Consider the following 15,306-nt stretch of genomic DNA (forward strand, 5'->3'; position numbering starts at 1 on the left):
GAGATGTCGATTTTCAAGCTCTCCCCGGAGAGGCAGGCGATCGTCGATCGCGTCCACACCCTCGCCAGCGCGCGCTTCGCTCCGCGCGCGGCGCGCTATGACCGCGCGGCGGCCTTCCCGGCGGAGGATTTCGAGGATCTGTTCCGCGAAGGCCTGCTCGCGGCGGCCGTGCCGGCGGGGCACGGTGGGCTCGGGCTCGGGCCGCGCGGCGGCGACGCGCTCACCCTGTGGATGATTACCAAGGAGCTCGCGAAGGCCGATCTGTCGCTCGCGCGCTGCTGGGAGGGCCACGCGAACTCGATGGTGCTGCTCGACGCGATGGCGAACCTCGCCCAGAAGGATCGGTGGTTCGAGGGGGTCGTGCGCCGAGGCGAGAAATGGGTCGCGTGGAGCGGCGAGCCGCAATCTCCGGCCCCCGGAGAGAAGGCGCGGTTCGGCACCCGCGTCGAGCGCGCCCCGGGCGGGTGGGTCGTCGACGGCTCCAAGGTCTTCTCGACGAGCGCGGGCGGGGTCGAGTGGGCGATCCTGCTCGTGAACAGCGCTGGGCCCGGCGGCGCGAGGCACGCGCAGGGCTCGCCGGAGACGCTGCTCCTGCTCGCGTGCGAGCTCAGCGATCGCTCGGTCACCTTCGACGGCTCGTGGTGGGATCCTGTTGGCATGCGGGCGACCGTGAGCCACCTCGTCAAGTTCGACCGCACGTTCATCCCGGAGGAGAACCTGATCGGGGCGCCGGGGCAGTATCTCCGCGAGGGGTGGCAGACGGCGTTCACGCCCCATTACGCGTCGAGCTTCCTCGGCGCGGCGGAGGCGGCCTATGACTACGCGATGGAGTGCATCGCGTCGCAAGGCAAGGAGGGCGATCCCTATGTGCAGCAGCGCGTCGCGCGCATGGCGGTGAACCTCGACTCCGCGCAGCTCTGGCTCCGCCACGTCGCCTCGCTCTGGGATGAGGCGCGCCACGCCGAGGCGCAGCTCGCAGGGGTTCGTGCGCGGCACGTCATCGAGCACCTCGCGGCGGAGACGGTGGACCACGCCATCCGCGCCTGCGGCGCTCGCTCGCTGATCCGCCCGAGCCCCGTCGAGCGCATCCTCCGCGATCTCACGTTCTACCTGCGGCACGACAACGACGATCATATCCTTTCGACGATCGGCAAATCGCTGCTCGGGCAGGCGTTTGACCCCTCGTTCTACAAACCATGAGGGCCATGCCGACGAGCGCCGTGAAGCACGGAGGGCCAGGGTGCATCGTGGAGCCTCCGGTCGCGCCGGCGTCGCCCGGTCTCTTCCGAGGGGGCGGCGCGCCTGCGGCGCGCGGCCACGAGAAAATCCTGGACGGCGGATGGTTACGATGTTATACGAAGTAACACTGTTACGAATGGACGACCGACGACGGACGGCGACGGGATCCACGGCGCCGCCCGGCGACCCGACGACGCGGACATGGCGAGCACGCGCATGAAGACCACGAAGGCCGGCGGCACGACCCAGGCGGAGCGCCTGCAGGCGTCGAGCCTGCAGCGTCGCGAGCAGCAGAGAGAGAACCTGCGGGGCGCGATCCTGGCGGCGGCGGGCGAGCTGTTTCTGGAGCAGGGGTACGAGGCGTTCTCGATGCGCCAGGTGGCCGAGCGCATCGGCTACTCGGCGACGACGATCTACCGCTATTACGAGGACAAGGACGATCTCCTGTTCGCCATCGTCCACGAGGGCTTCACCGAGTTCCAGCGGGCGCTCGTCGCGGCGGCCGAGAGCACGGCGGATCCGCTCGAGCGGCTCGAGGCGCTCGGCGCCGCGTACGTTCGGTTCGGCATGCAGAACCCGGTGCACTACCGGCTGATGTTCATGCAGCGGTTCGACTTCGTCTTCGACCGGCGGAAGGAGCAGCGGCAGCCGATGGTCGGGTCGTTCGATGTGCTGCAAAAAGCGGTCGCGTCCGCGATGGATGCCGGCCTGATGCAGCGCGGCGACGTGGAGGTCCACAGCCAGGTGGTCTGGGCCCTGGTCCACGGGATCACCTCCCTCGGCCTGGCCAACGGCGGCCGCTTCCGCCCCGATGACGTCGATCGGACCATGGGGATCGCCATGAAGATGATGATTCGAGGCCTGCGCCCCTGACCGCTCTCTTTTTTTCTCACAAAGTTAACACTGTTACGGATGATTTCATCGTTACGTTCTGCCGATGGAGGATGTGATGGATCGAGTCTTTGGTCTGAGTGGCTTCCTCGTACTACCGTTCTGGGCATTGATGATCTTTCTGCCCCGCTCTCGCTGGACGCGGAGGATCATGGAGTCGCCGCTCGTGATCGTCGCGCCGGCGCTGCTCTACACGGCGCTCGTCCTCCCGGCCATCGGCGAGGTGCTGCCGATCGTCAACCGGCCGAGCCTCGCGACGGTCGCCTCGCTGCTCGGCACGCCGGCCGGCGCCACCATCGGCTGGGTCCACTTCCTCGCCTTCGATCTCTTCGTGGGACGATGGGTGTACCTCGACAGCCGCGATCGCGAGATCTCGCCCTGGCTCATGGCCCCCGTGCTCTACCTGACGCTCATGCTCGGCCCGATGGGGTTCGCGCTCTACCTCGCCGTCCGCGCCGTGGCCGAGCGCTCGGCGCACGGCGCGATCTCGGCGAGCCGCCGCGCCGAGGAGGCCTGAGATGAGCGCGCGATCGCTGCACGCCTCGCGTGAGCTCCCTCGCTCGATCGAGGAGCTCCTCCGGCGAAGCCCGGTCCTGTTCACGGCGGCCGCCGTCCACGTCGCGCTGCTCGTCCTGCTGCTCGGCGTCGCCCCGCTCGACGCGCGCCTCGTGATGGGGGTGAACCCGTGGATCAAACCGGCGAAATTCGCCGCCTCGATCGCCATCTACCTGCTGACGATCAACTGGCTCGTCGGCGATGTCGCGCTCCCGCCGAGAGGCCGGCGTGCCGTCGTCTGGGGCACGGTGGCGACGGTGAGCTTCGAGATGGTCGCGATCGCCATGCAGGCGGGGCGGGGCGTGGCGTCGCACTTCAATCAATCGTCGCTGTTCGACGGTGCGGTGTTCGCGCTCATGGGCATCGCCATCCTGGTGAACACGGGGCTCGCGGGGTACCTCGCGTCCAGGTTCTGGACGACGCGGCCTCCGCTGCCCGCGCCCTATCTCTGGGGCATCCGGCTGGGTTTCCTCCTGTTTCTGCTGGCGTGCGCGGAAGGCGGCTTCATGTCGGAGCATAACGCGCACAGCGTCGGCGTCGCGGACGGCGGGCCCGGGCTCCCCCTCGTCGACTGGAGCACGCGAGGCGGCGACCTGCGCACGGCGCACTTCTTCGGGATGCACGGGCTGCAAGCCGTCCCGCTGTTCGGAGCCTGGCTGTCGGCGCGGGCGTCGGGGTCGGCGTCGCGCACGCGGCGGGCGGTGCGATGGGTCATCGCGTTCGGCGTCGTCTACGGCGCCGTCGCGCTGGGGCTCTTCCTCATGGCGCTCGCGGGGCAGCCGCTGATTCGCATGTAGCGCGCCGAGGAGAACGGCGGTCCCACGCGTCGAGGCGCCGACTCAGGCGATCACCTGTAGAAGCTGACGTCGTCGACGTAGACGTCGAAATCCTCGTCCTGCGCGAACCGGAACTCGATCACGTAGAGCCCCGCGACGTCGACGGCCTGGGCGTCGGGCTCGGCGCCCCAGCCTTCGCGCGTGAGCTCCTCGAAGGGGATGACGACCTGGGCCCACTCCGTGCCGAGGTGAGCGGTGTAGAACCAGTGATCGAAGCACCGGTTGGGCTCGCCCGAGCCCGCCGCTTCATCGCAGATCCCGCCCGCGGGCTCCGAGACCCTGTCCGAGACGCTGACCTTCATGGTCGCCTCCGCGTCCGGGTCGCCGAGCTTGGCCCAGAAGGCGATACCGGCGTACGCGGACGCGTCGTAGGGGAACACCTGCATGTCCTCGCCGTTCAGCGCGAAGCCGACCCCGGCGCCCCACTCCGTGAAGCCGGACCCGAACGTGTGCATCGCCATCGTGCTCTCGCCGCGCGGCGGCATGAGCGCCTCGGGGACGAACCCGACGGGCACCTCCTCGGTGTAGACCGGGGGAGATTGCGTGCCTGTCCCATCATTGTAGCTGTACCAGTGGCCGAGCCTGCCACCCGTCTCCGTGATGGTGCCGTCGCCGTCTTCCATGTCGTCGATCAGATCGAGGTCGGTGGGGACGGCGACATCGTCCCCGCCGGCCCCCGCGCCGTCCGTGGCCGAGGCGGACGACCCGCCGCCCGTCGCGCCGGCCGCGCCGCCCGCCCCTTCCACCAGGTGGTAGCGCTCATCCAGCCCCACGAGGGCGGTGCACCCGCCGGCTGTGAGCGTCCACGCCGCCCACATCCATGCTGCGCGCCTCTTGGCCATGGCTTCTCCTACCACCGCCGCGCGGGCTCGGTCCACCGGCGCGCTGGACCGCCGGCGGCGCCCCGCTGCCACACGCGTCCTCCGCGCGGAGCGGCGTGAGAACATGATGGCACGGCTCCTGTGGGCGTTCGGAGGCGTCTCTCCTGGTCCACGACGCAGCTCGACCTACAGGCAGCGCAGCAAGTTATCGCGCGCGAGCTGCCAGGTGGCGCTCCCCTGGCCTCCGAGCCGGGAGGGGGCTCGCGTCCCGCCCGGACGCGCCGCGTCCGCGGGGGACGCCAGCCTGGTCGTTCCACTGGACCCGCCCCCGTTATCCTGCTTACCTGCTGCCCACCGTGACCGTATCCCGTGACGAGATCTTCATCTCGCTCGTCCCCCGCCTCGTGTCGGCCACGTACTTCGACGAAGCGGCCACGGCGGTCCTCCAGGCCATGTTCGCCTGCGTCGAGGAGGCGCTCGCCGACGGCCCGCTCGCCGGCCGCGCCCGGATCCTGCGCGGCGTCGTCCACCTCCGCCCCGAGGGCAGCTACCAGCGCCTCTTCGGCATCGACCGCGTGAGCGGCGCGCGCATCGAGGGCACCGGCTACCTCACCTCCGGCAGCGTCTGGAGCTGGATCGAGCAGCACCGCTGTTCGGTCTCGATCGACGTCCAGCGCGCCTCGGTCCGCTCCTGGATGCGGGACGGGGCGATCGAGCTCCGCGACCCGTCGGAGGCGGCCGGCGTGCCCGGCGACGCCACGCGCCAGCGCATGCTCGATCGCGACGCGACCCACGTGCACGTCGTCCCGCTGCGCGCGCCCGGCGGCAGCGTCGACGGCATGATCACCCTCGAAGCGAGCTGCAAAGGGACCGTCGGACGGGAGCTCCCCTGGGCGGAGTGCTACGAGGGGCTGGAGATCCTCGCCAGCATCGCCGGGGCGTTCATCGCCGCCCGCGCGCTGCCGCTCCGCTCGGACGAGCCGGCGAGCCCGGACGAGTTCCTGCCGGTCGTCGGTCAGAGCACCGCGCACCTCGTCGAGCTGCTCCGCGCCTTCGCCCCACGGGACGACACCATTCTCATCACCGGCCCGACCGGCGCCGGCAAATCCAGGCTCGCGCGCTGGTGCCACGAGCACTCGCAGCGACGGGGCCAGCCCTTCGAGTCGCTGGACCTCCTCGGCGTGCCCGAGGACCTGCAGATGGCCGAGCTGTTCGGCTGGAGGCGGGGCGCCTTCACCGGCGCGGTCAAGGACAACCCGGGCGCGGTCGCCCGCGCCGCGAAGGGCACGCTCTTCCTCGACGAGATCGACAAGCTCTCGCTCAAGGCCCAGGCGGGCCTCCTGCGCTTCATCGAGGAGCGCGCCTACCGGATGCTGGGCGACGACGGGGCGGGGGAGCGCCGCGCCGACGCGCGCCTCCTCGTCGGCACCAACGCCGATCTGCGCGCCGCCGTGCGCGCCGGCCGCTTCCGCGAGGACCTGTACTACCGCATCAACGTCCTGCCGGTGCGGCTGCTCCCGCTCGCCGAGCGGCTCGACGAGCTCCCGCGCTGGGCCGATTACATGCTGAACCGGCGCCATCGGGAGGCCGACGGCAAGGGCGCGGCGCGCTTCGAGCCCGAGGCCATGAAGCTGCTCGTGTCCGCGCCGTGGCCGGGCAACCTGCGGCAGCTCGACAACATCGTCCGGCGCGCCTACGCGCTCCAGCTCGCGGGGCAGAGCGGCCTGGGGGGCGATCTCGTGATCCAGCGGCGCCACGTCGAGCGCGCGCTCACCTTCGACGGCGACGCCGAGCCGAGCGCGCTGGTCAAGCTGCTCTGGCGGGCGGCGCTCAGCTTCGTGAGCGAGGCCGAGCGACGCCGGGGCGGCGGCGCCCCGCTCCCGCTCGAGCTGACCGACGCCTTCCGGGGCATGGTCCTGGGCGCGGCGGTGCAGCGGACGGGCAACCGCGACGACGCCTTCACGCTGCTCGGCCAGGAGCCGCTGCTCAAGAACCGCAACCACCACCGGGCGCTGCGCCGCGAGCTCTCGCGGGTGCGCGAGGTCCTCGACCTGCTCGGGGGCGAGGTCGATCCGGATCTCCTGGCGGTGCTCGACGCCGACAGGGAGCCCTGACGGAGAGGTGCCGGCGCGCTCCGAGCGCCTCCGGCCACCAGGAGCTCGAGCATGCAGCGCCACGTCGCAAACGATGCCGCCCTCGCGCCGGGCACCACGTTCGCTGGGCGCTACGAGGTCCTGGCCAAGCTCGGCGAGGGCGGCTTCGGCGTGGTGCACAAGGCCCGCCAGCTCACCACCGGGCAGCCGATCGCCTTGAAGATCCTGCGCCTCGCCGAGCAGGGCGGCGCCGCGCAGGCCGACAGGCGGGTCACGCGCTTCCTGCGCGAGACGCGGCTCTGCGCCCAGCTTCACCACCCCAACATCGTCCAGCTCGTCGATTCGGGGCAGATCGAGGACGGGACCCTCTACACCGCGTTCGCCTTCGCGCCCGGCGACGACCTCGCCGCGCTGCTCGAGCGAGAGGGCGCGCTCGCGCCGCCCGAGGCGCGGCACCTGATGCTGCAGGTGCTCGACGCCCTCGCCTGCGCCCACGCGGCGGGCGTGGTCCACCGCGACCTCAAGCCCAGCAACATCATGGTGATCCCCACGGGCGCCCGCCGCAACGCGCTGGTGCTCGACTTCGGGATCGGCGCCGCGCTCGACGACGAGCGATCCACGCGCCTGACCGGCAGCCACGACGCGCTGGGCACGCCGGGCTACGGGGCGCCGGAGCAGTGGCGCGGCGCCGAGCCTTCGCCGCGCGCGGATCTGTTCTCGTGGGGCCTCGTGTTCCTCGAGTGCCTGACGGGCACGCCGGCGTACGGCGGCACGGAGGCGGAGATCTTCTATCGGCTGCTCGGCCCCGAGCCCGTCCCGCTCCCCGCCGCGCTCGAGCGCCACCCCCTCGGCGACCTGCTCGCCCGCGCGCTCCGCAAGGACGAAGGCGCGCGCGACGTCACCGCCCGCGGGCTCTTCGCGGCGCTCGAGGCCTGCAGCCTGCGCGGCCTGTCGCGCGAGGCGATGCTCGGCGCCGGCGGCCCCTCGTCCGGCGCCCCCACGCGGTCGCTCGCCGCGGCCGCGACGGTCGCCGCGCCGCTCGACCGACGGAGGGCGCCCGCGCTCGACGGCGAGCGCCGGCAGCTGACGGCGCTCTGCTGTCACCTGAGGGCGCGCGCCGCCGCCGGGCAGGCCGCCGACGCCGAGGCGCTGGACGATCCGCTGCGCGCGGCGCTCGCCCTCTGCGCGGACATCGGGCGCCGGCACGGGGGGTACGTGGCCGCGGCGCTCGGCGACGATCTGCTGGTTTACTTCGGCTACCCCAGCGCGGCGGAGGACGACGCCAAGCGCGCTGCCCGCGCGGCGCTGGCGATGGCCGGCGCCGTGCAGCCCGAGGACCCGCCGAGCGCCGCGCAGGGCGTCCGGATCGCGGCGAGCGTCGGCCTCCACACCGGCCTGGTCGTCGACGGGAACCTGGGGGACCTCGACGGCGCGTGCCTCGTCACCGGCGCGACCCCGCGGCTCGCCGCGCGGCTCGCCTCGCTGACGCGGCCGGGAGCCGTCACGGTCAGCGCCGCGTCGCACGCGCTGCTGCGCGCCTCCTTCGAGCTCGAGAGCGAAGGGATCCGCTCCTTGCAGGGGATCGCGGCGCCGGTGGAGACCTTCCGCCTCCGGCAGGAGCACGGCGACGCGTCGAGGTCGCCGACCCCCGACGGCTCGAGGGCGCCGCTCTGCGGCCGGGCTCAAGAGCTCGGGCTCCTCGTGGAGCGGTGGCGCCGCGCGTGCGAGGGGGCCGGCCAGTCGAGCCTCATCACCGGCGAGCCCGGCATCGGCAAGAGCTGCCTGGCGCGCGCGCTGCTCCATCGGGTCGCGCGCGAGGACCACACCTTCCTGGAGGCGCGGTGCTCGCCCGACACGCAGAACAGCCCCCTCCGCCCGCTGATCGAGCTCCTCGAGCGCGCGCTCGGGCTCGACCAGGAGCCCGACGCGGACAGCAAGATCGCGCGGCTCGAGGGGGAGCTCACCGGCCACGGCCTCGCGCTCGCCGAGGCCATGCCGCTCTTCGTGCCGCTCTTCTCCCTGCCCCTCGGCGCGCCGTACGCCCCGCTCGACGTCTCGGCGCAGCGGCAGAAGGCGCTGACGCTCAAGGCGGTCGCGTCGCTGCTCCTCGCGATGGCCGACAGGCGGCCCGTCCTCCTGCTGGCCGAAGACTTGCACTGGGCCGACCCCACCACGATGGAGTTCCTCGCGCAGCTCGTTCGCGAGGCGCCCGAGGTCCCCATGTGCGTCCTCATGACGGCTCGCCCCGAGTTCTCACCGTCGTTCTCGACGGCCGACGTGCTGCTGCTCCCGCTGAGCCGCCTGGAGCGCCCGCAGATGGAGGAGATGCTCGCCGGGCTCGTGGGCCACAAGGCGCTGCCTGCCGCCGTGATCGAGCAGGTGACGGACCGCGCGGACGGGGTGCCGCTCTTCGCGGAGGAGCTGCTCCGGATGATGCTGGACGCGCTGCTCCTGGTGGAGCGGGACGACGGTTACGAGCTCACCCGGCCGCTCTCGGGCGCGGCGATCCCGGGGACGCTGCGGGCGCTGCTCACGGCGCGCCTGGATCGGCTCGCGCGCGCCAAGCGGACGGCCCAGCTCGCGGCGGCGCTGGGCCGGGAGTTCAGCCTCAAGGTGCTCTCGGCCGCGAGCCCGCTCGGACCGGAGGCGGTGGCGGAGGACCTGGAGCGCCTGATGGGCGCGGGGCTCGCGCTGCGCAGGCGGCGGGGCAAGGAGGCGGTGGGGATGTTCAAGCACGCGCTGGTGCGCGACGCGGCGTACGAGTCGCTGTCGACCGGCGCGCGGCAGCGGATCCACGCGCGCATCGCGAAGACGCTGGAGGAGGGGTTCCCGGAGGTGGTCCGGACGCGGCCGGATCTGCTCGCGCACCATCACGCGGCGGCGGAGCAGGAGGGGCGGGCGGTCGGGTACGCGCAGCGGGCCGCGGAGCAGGCGCTGCAGCGCTCGGCCTACGCCGAGGCCATCGCGCACGCGTCCAACGCCGCGGCGTGGGCCGGCGCCCTGCCAGGCGCGGAAGGGGTCGAGGCGGAGCTGGCCGCGAACGGCGTCTCGACCCAGGCCCTCATGGCGACCCGAGGCTGGGCCGATCCGCAGGTCAAGGCGACCGCCGATCGCTCGGCCAGCCTGTTGCAGCGGCTCGATCAGGACAGCGAGCACAGGGTGCCGACGCTGTGGTTCCTGTTCACCTACCATCACGTGGCGAGCAACCGCCGAGCGGCGCGCGCGCTGGCCGAAGGGCTGGTCGCCATCGCCGAGCGCTCCGGCGACCAGGGGCTCCGCGCTGCCGCCGCGGCGCTCCACGGCCTCGCCCTGTTCATGGATGGCGATCACGCGGACGCGAGGCGCGCCGTCGAGCGCGCCGTCGAGCTCTACGATCCCGACCTTCACCGGGATCACGGGGCGCGCTTCGGGCTGGACTCGCTCGTCCTGGCGAGGTCGTTCGTGGCCCTGCTCCGCTGGTTCTCCGGCGATACCGACGCTGCCTTCGCGCTCATCGCGAGCGCCCTCGAGTGGGCTCGAGAGGTCGGCCACGTGCCCTCGATCGCCCTCTGTCTGATGTACGGAGCGATGGTCCGCCAGCTCGCCGGCGATCGGCGCGCGGTCGCCGCCATGGCCGGAGAGCTCCTCGCCCTGAGCGGGAAATACGGGCTACCCGCCTACGAAGGATACGGGGTGATCCTCCACGGCTGGGCGGCTGGCGACGAGGAGCGCCCCGGGGCCATGGTGGGCGTCCTCTTGGACCTCGGGTGCAAGCTCGGCCTCTCGTACTACGCCTCTCTTGTCGCCGATACCCATGCGGCGCGCGGCGAGCTCACCGCGGCCATCGAGCGCATCGACCGCTGTCTCGCCATGTGTCGTGAGAGCGACGAGCATTTCTACGAGCCCGAGCTCCACCTCCGCCGGGCCATGGTCGCGGCGCGGCAAGACCCTGCGGCCGAAGGCGTGCGGACCTCGCTGGAGCGAGCGGCCCTCCTCGCGCGGCGCTTCGCCATGCCGAGGGTCGAGGCGCTGGCGACGCTCGAGCTGCTCCAGCGTTCCTGGGGCGACGAGCGACGAAGAGCGCGGCTCGACGAGCTGCTCGGGCTTCACCCTGGCCTGCGAGCGATCCAGGTCGACAGCAACGAAGGAGGCGATGGATGAGCATGAACAAGTTGATGGAGTTTCGCACGACCTACCTGCGCGCGATCGCGAAGGCGTGGGCCGAGCCCGCTTTCGAGGACAAGCTCATCGAGAGCCCCACCGGCACGCTGCTCGATTACTTCGGCTTCGACTGGGGCTCGTGGCAGAACGCATGCACCCTCCACATCGTGAGCGCCGGGCGGTCCGCGCGGCCCGGCGACACCACGGGCGACGGGCTTCCCCCGGGGCGGTTCGAGTGGATCGGCGATGAGTGGGTCTGGTCCAAGAACCTGCTCGACTCCTTGACGATGTACCTGCCGCTCACGGCCCCTTCCGCGGGAGCCGCCGAACGAGCCATGGCGCTCGCGGACTATTACGGCCAGCGCGCGTCGCTGTTCGACGACGACTGGGGGACGGAGTACGGTCCGGCCGGGAAGAAGCCAATCCTCATCACGCCGGCGCTCGGCTCTCAGAGCGGCACCCCGATCGGCGGTTTCGTCCCGGCCGACCAGGGGTTCGAGGCGTTCAAGGTCGTGCTGCTCGCGGCGATCGCCAAGGCCTGGGCCAGCGACGACTTCAAGCAGATGCTCCTGATCGACTGCGCCGCGGCGCTGAGGACCATCCGCGGCTACAGGCTGCCCTGGAACATGAACCTCTGCGTCATGAACGACGATGGGGCCCGATGGACAAAGCCTGACGCGTCGAGCGACCCGCCGTCGAAGGGCCAGTCGTACTGGACCTTTTCTCGACCGCACACGCTCACGCTCTACCTGCCCACGGCGCCGAGCGACGAGAGCGCCGAGCCCGTTGCGCTCGCCGTGTACAACGCCACGGGAGCAGAGTACCCCTTCACGTGCTGCTGCTGATGGAGGCGACGACGGCGGCGGAGGAACGATGGGGTGAGCGCTGGCCGGGGCGCAGCGCCGCGGCCGCGGCGACCCCGTTCACCTGCGTTCGTTGACGGCTGGGACCAGGACCGACGATGGACCCTCTGGAGCTGAGCCAGGTGCTGGCGTTCAAGCCCACCCTGCGCGTCGAGCGCATGGAGACCGGGGCGATATTCCTGATCGGCGAGCGCGAGCGCTTCGTCCTCTCCGGCGACTGCACCGCCGAGGTGACCGCGCTCGTCGACGGCCGGCGCACGGTGGGCGAGATCCTGCGCGCCGCGGCCGGCCGGTTCTCGGAGCCCGAGGCCCTGTACACCCTGAGCCGGCTCGCGGCGCGCGGCTACCTGGTCCCCGCAACGCCGGAGCTCCCCTCCGAGCGCGCGGCGTTCTGGCACGGGGTGGGTCTCGACGGCAAGGCGGCCGCCGAGGCGCTGAGCCGCACCCCGGTGTCGGTCCTGGCCGTCGGCGAAGCCGCTTTCGCCGGGTGGATGACCGAGGCGCTCGAACAGGCAGGCGCGCGGATCGACGGCGATGCGGCCGTGAAGGTGGTCGTGACCGACGACCCTCTGCGGCCCGAGCTCGCCGCGATCAACCTCCGCGCGCTGCGCGAAGGCACGCGCTGGTTCCTGATCGAGCCTGCCGGCGTCCAGCCGATCATCGGGCCCGCCTTCGAGCCCGGCGCCGGCCCCTGCTGGGATTGCCTGGCGTTCTGGGTGCGCCAGAACCGCCCGGTCGAGGAGCTCGTTCGCCGGCGCCGGGGGCACGAGGGCCACGTCGCTCACCCCAGGGCGGCCACCGAGGCGAGCGTCCGGACCGCCTGCGGGCTCGGCGCCTCGGCCATCGCCCGCGCGCTCGCCCAGAACGAGTCGAGCTCTCCCCACGCGCTCAGCGGCCGGGTGCTCGCCCTGGATCTGGCCACGTTCCAGCTCACCGCGCACGCGGTGGTCCGGAGGCCGCAGTGCCCGGCGTGCGGAGATCCGGCGCGAATGGCGGCCGTCGGCGAGCGCCCGATCGAATTGCAGCCGGTCGAGAAGGCGCATTTCGAGGACGGCGGATATCGCCGGCAAAACCCGCGGCGGACCTACGAGCGCTATCGGCACCTCGTCAGCCCGATCACGGGCGCCGTGACGCACCTCGTCCCGATGCCGGGGCGGGACACCGAGCTCCGCGCCGTGTACGCGTCCGGTTACCTCGTCTGTCCTCGGGAGGGCGTTCCGAGCACCAACGTCTTCGACAAGGTCTGCGCCGGCAAGGGGCGCAGCGCGGACCAGGCCCGGGTGAGCGCGCTCTGCGAGGCCCTCGAGCGCTACAGCGGCGTGTACCAGGGGGACGAGGCGCGCGTCCGCGGCAGCAAGGACGAGCTCGGCGCGGCGGCGCTCGCGCCCGGCGACCTGCTGAATTTCAGCGAGGCCCAGTATCGCGAGCGCGCTCACCTCAACGCGCGGGCAGCGGATCGTCGCCAGTGGGTGCCGGAGCCGCTCGATGCGGGCACCCGGATCGACTGGACCCCAGCGTGGTCGCTGAGCAAGCGCGAGCGGCGCTACGTCCCGCTGGCCTACTGCTACGCCGAGGCGCCGGCCGAGAGCGGCACCGCGTTCTGTGGCCCCTGCAGCAACGGCGTGGCGGCCGGCACCTGCCTCGAAGAGGCCGTGCTGCAGGCGCTGCTCGAGCTCGTGGAGCGCGATGCCGCCGCGGTCTGGTGGTACAACCGGCTCGCGCGCCCGGCCATCGATCTCGACAGCTTCGGGGACCCGTACTTCGAGGCCCTCCAGGCGGACTATGCCCGCCTCGGCTGGGCCGTCTGGGTGCTCGATCTGACGCACGACCTCGGTATCCCCACCTGCGTCGCGCTCGCCCACGAGGCCCGGGAGGATCGGTTCACCATCGGGTTCGGCTGCCACCTCGACCCGCGCCTCGCGGTGCAGCGATCGCTCACCGAGCTGAATCAGCTCTTCGATCCCGGGGGCGCGCGCCGGGCGCCGTGGGACCTCGAGCGGCTGCAGGGCCGCGCGCATCTCTTCCCGAGCCCGGATCTCCCCCGGATCGCGGCCGAGCGCCTGCCCCGGATCGTCGGCGCCGATCTGCGCGACGATATCGAACGATGCCTGGGGCGCCTCGACGAGGCGGGCCTGGAGCTCGTCGCGGTGGACAAGACCCGCCCCGACATCGGATTGCCCGTGGTCCAGGTGATCGTCCCGGGGCTGCGCCATTTCTGGCCCCGGTTCGGCCCGGGGAGGCTGTACCAGGTGCCCTGCGCGCTGGGGTGGCTCCCCCGCCCGCTCGAGGAGGGCGAGCTCAACCCGGTCCCTCTGTTCGTCTAGCCCCGATAGCCGCCGAGGAGCTGCGCATGCGAGATGGCTTCCGGATCCTCGATATCGACCGTCACGTCTCCGAGCCCGTCGCCCTATGGGCGGCGTACCTGCCGGCGGCGATGCGGGCGTATGCTCCTCGGCTCGCGCCCTTCGGTCCGCCCGAGCCGCTGGCCGGGCGGATGAAGCGCCTGGGCGAGCACGCGCTGCTGCCCACGCCCCCCATCCTCTGCGTGGACGGCGAGCCGATCCTGCGCGTCCCCGAGGCGGCCTACATCGAGCTCGGGCTCGCCGCCGAGCGCCGCCGCGAGCTCCTCGCCGCGTCGGAGAGGCCCGAGGGGCACCTCGCCGAGATGGACGCGACCGGCGTCGACGTCGCCGTCCTGCTCCCGACCTACGCGTCGTATCTGGTCCACGACGACGGCATCGGCGCCGAGCGCTCGCGCGCCTACGCCCGCGCCTACAACCAATGGCTGGGCGACTTCTGCGCGAGCGCGCCGGACAGGCTCCTCGGCCCGGCGCTGCTCTCGCGCCACGATCCGGAGGCCATGGCGGGCGATCTGGAGCAGGCCGCGCGCGACGGCGCGCGCGCCGTGGTGCTCCGGCCCAACCCGGTGCAGGGCCGCACGCTGAGCGCTCCCGCCCACGCGCGGTTCTGGGCGGCGTGCGCGCACCACGGGATCGCCGTGCTCGTCCACGAGGGCACGCACGCGCGCGTCGCCACGGCGGGCGCCGATCGCTTCGAGACGCGCTTCGGCCAGCACGCGTGCTCTCACCCGATGGAGGCGATGATGGCGCTGCTCTCGCTGATCGAGGGCGGCGTGCTCGAGGCCCACCCGACGCTGCGGGTGGGCTTGCTCGAGGCGGGGTGCGGCTTTCTGCCTTACTGGCTCTGGCGGCTCGACCACGTCGAATACGCGCAGATGCGCGGCGAGGTGCGCGGCCGGGTGCGCCGGCCGCCCTCGGAGTACTTCCAGCGGCAGTGCTGGATCGCGCTAGAGCCCGGCGAGGCGATGCTCGACCGGGTGGTGAGGGAGATCGGCGCCCGGCGCGTGGTGTTCGGGACCGATTTCCCGCACCTCGATCACGGGCCCGGGATGGTCGGCGAGATGATGGCGCTGCGGGGCGCGCTCGGGGACGAGGCGCTGCGGGCCATCCTCTGGGACAGCCCGTGCGGGCTCTTGGGCATCGATCCCAGGGCAGTGCGGTGAGCGTGGGCGTCTGGCGCTGAAGGGGGCAGGCCTCCCGGCGCCTCGTTCGCCCTGACCCTCGGCCCCGAGGAGGCGAGCACGCTTTTCGACGGCAGGTCTGACCGCCTGGATGGGTGTCGTGGAGACCGGGCGGGCGAGGGCGGGGCAGACCTGGGTCGTGCAGGGTGAAGGATCCAGAGCGCCGTCCGGCGCCCGCCGGGGAGCGGCGCCCCGCGCCTATGTCCGGGAGGGACGCAGCGCGTCCGGGAGGGACGCGGAGGCGGCGGCAGGAAGTCTCCTCGACGCCGCCGTCCCCCCGCGCGCTCTCGCATCGCTCGCGCGCGCAGGAGCATTCCCCGCAGCCCG

At 72.5% G+C, this 15,306-nt stretch carries 10 protein-coding genes; 9 read left to right on the plus strand and 1 reads right to left on the minus strand.

Annotation, left to right across the window (positions count from 1 at the left end; all coding sequences use genetic code 11):
- Nucleotides 1-3: 3 nt before the first annotated feature.
- From WMF20_RS01940 to WMF20_RS01955, 4 genes are all read left to right on the plus strand, one after another.
- A complete protein-coding gene (locus tag WMF20_RS01940) occupies nt 4-1,200 on the plus strand; it encodes an acyl-CoA dehydrogenase family protein (RefSeq protein ID WP_437610193.1) in 1,197 nt (398 codons plus the stop codon).
- Nucleotides 1,201-1,440: 240 nt separating this feature from the next.
- Nucleotides 1,441-2,112 carry a TetR/AcrR family transcriptional regulator gene (locus WMF20_RS01945; RefSeq protein WP_437610195.1) on the plus strand — a complete coding sequence of 224 codons (672 nt, stop codon included), beginning with the start codon at nt 1,441-1,443 and terminating at the stop codon, nt 2,110-2,112.
- Between the two features lie 76 nt (nt 2,113-2,188).
- Nucleotides 2,189-2,647 carry an ABA4-like family protein gene (locus tag WMF20_RS01950; protein WP_437610197.1) on the plus strand — a complete coding sequence of 153 codons (459 nt, stop codon included), beginning with the start codon at nt 2,189-2,191 and terminating at the stop codon, nt 2,645-2,647.
- 1 nt (nt 2,648) lies between these two features.
- Nucleotides 2,649-3,482, plus strand: coding sequence for a hypothetical protein (locus WMF20_RS01955; protein ID WP_437610199.1), 834 nt, complete (start codon nt 2,649-2,651; stop codon nt 3,480-3,482).
- A 50-nt stretch (nt 3,483-3,532) separates the two neighbouring features.
- Here WMF20_RS01955 and WMF20_RS01960 read toward each other — a convergent pair whose 3' ends face one another.
- Entirely contained in the window at nt 3,533-4,363 is an 831-nt protein-coding gene (locus WMF20_RS01960; RefSeq protein WP_437610201.1) for a hypothetical protein, read from the minus strand.
- Nucleotides 4,364-4,698: 335 nt separating this feature from the next.
- Between WMF20_RS01960 and WMF20_RS01965 the strand changes: the two genes are divergently transcribed.
- From WMF20_RS01965 to WMF20_RS01985, 5 genes are all read left to right on the plus strand, one after another.
- Nucleotides 4,699-6,456, plus strand: a complete 1,758-nt coding sequence (locus tag WMF20_RS01965; protein WP_437610203.1) for a sigma 54-interacting transcriptional regulator — start codon at nt 4,699-4,701, stop codon at nt 6,454-6,456.
- 51 nt (nt 6,457-6,507) lie between these two features.
- Complete coding sequence (locus tag WMF20_RS01970) at nt 6,508-10,575, plus strand: TOMM system kinase/cyclase fusion protein (protein ID WP_437610205.1); 4,068 nt, start codon at nt 6,508-6,510, stop codon at nt 10,573-10,575.
- On the plus strand, nt 10,572-11,420 hold the full coding sequence (locus WMF20_RS01975; RefSeq protein WP_437610207.1) for a BMA_0021/BMA_0022 family TOMM bacteriocin: 849 nt from the start codon (nt 10,572-10,574) through the stop codon (nt 11,418-11,420). Before WMF20_RS01970 ends, WMF20_RS01975 begins: the two co-directional genes overlap by 4 nt.
- Nucleotides 11,421-11,536: 116 nt before the next feature.
- Nucleotides 11,537-13,762: a TOMM precursor leader peptide-binding protein gene (locus WMF20_RS01980; protein WP_437610209.1), complete on the plus strand. Its 2,226-nt coding sequence runs from the start codon at nt 11,537-11,539 to the stop codon at nt 13,760-13,762.
- 26 nt (nt 13,763-13,788) lie between these two features.
- Nucleotides 13,789-14,961 carry an amidohydrolase family protein gene (locus WMF20_RS01985; RefSeq protein WP_437610211.1) on the plus strand — a complete coding sequence of 391 codons (1,173 nt, stop codon included), beginning with the start codon at nt 13,789-13,791 and terminating at the stop codon, nt 14,959-14,961.
- Nucleotides 14,962-15,306 lie beyond the last annotated feature (345 nt).

Source organism: Sorangium sp. So ce834, assembly GCF_051521425.1.
GTDB lineage: Bacteria > Myxococcota_A > Polyangia > Polyangiales > Polyangiaceae > Sorangium > Sorangium cellulosum_D.

Bases quoted from the DNA above. Each gene is read 5' to 3' on its own strand.
- WMF20_RS01985 (WP_437610211.1), top strand. From the start codon at position 13,789: ATGCGAGATGGCTTCCGGATCCTCGATATCGACCGTCACGTCTCCGAG.
- WMF20_RS01980 (WP_437610209.1), top strand. From the start codon at position 11,537: ATGGACCCTCTGGAGCTGAGCCAGGTGCTGGCGTTCAAGCCCACCCTG.
- WMF20_RS01945 (WP_437610195.1), top strand. From the start codon at position 1,441: ATGGCGAGCACGCGCATGAAGACCACGAAGGCCGGCGGCACGACCCAG.
- WMF20_RS01955 (WP_437610199.1), top strand. From the start codon at position 2,649: ATGAGCGCGCGATCGCTGCACGCCTCGCGTGAGCTCCCTCGCTCGATC.
- WMF20_RS01950 (WP_437610197.1), top strand. From the start codon at position 2,189: ATGGATCGAGTCTTTGGTCTGAGTGGCTTCCTCGTACTACCGTTCTGG.
- WMF20_RS01970 (WP_437610205.1), top strand. From the start codon at position 6,508: ATGCAGCGCCACGTCGCAAACGATGCCGCCCTCGCGCCGGGCACCACG.
- WMF20_RS01975 (WP_437610207.1), top strand. From the start codon at position 10,572: ATGAGCATGAACAAGTTGATGGAGTTTCGCACGACCTACCTGCGCGCG.
- WMF20_RS01960 (WP_437610201.1), bottom strand. From the start codon at position 4,363: ATGGCCAAGAGGCGCGCAGCATGGATGTGGGCGGCGTGGACGCTCACA.
- WMF20_RS01940 (WP_437610193.1), top strand. From the start codon at position 4: ATGTCGATTTTCAAGCTCTCCCCGGAGAGGCAGGCGATCGTCGATCGC.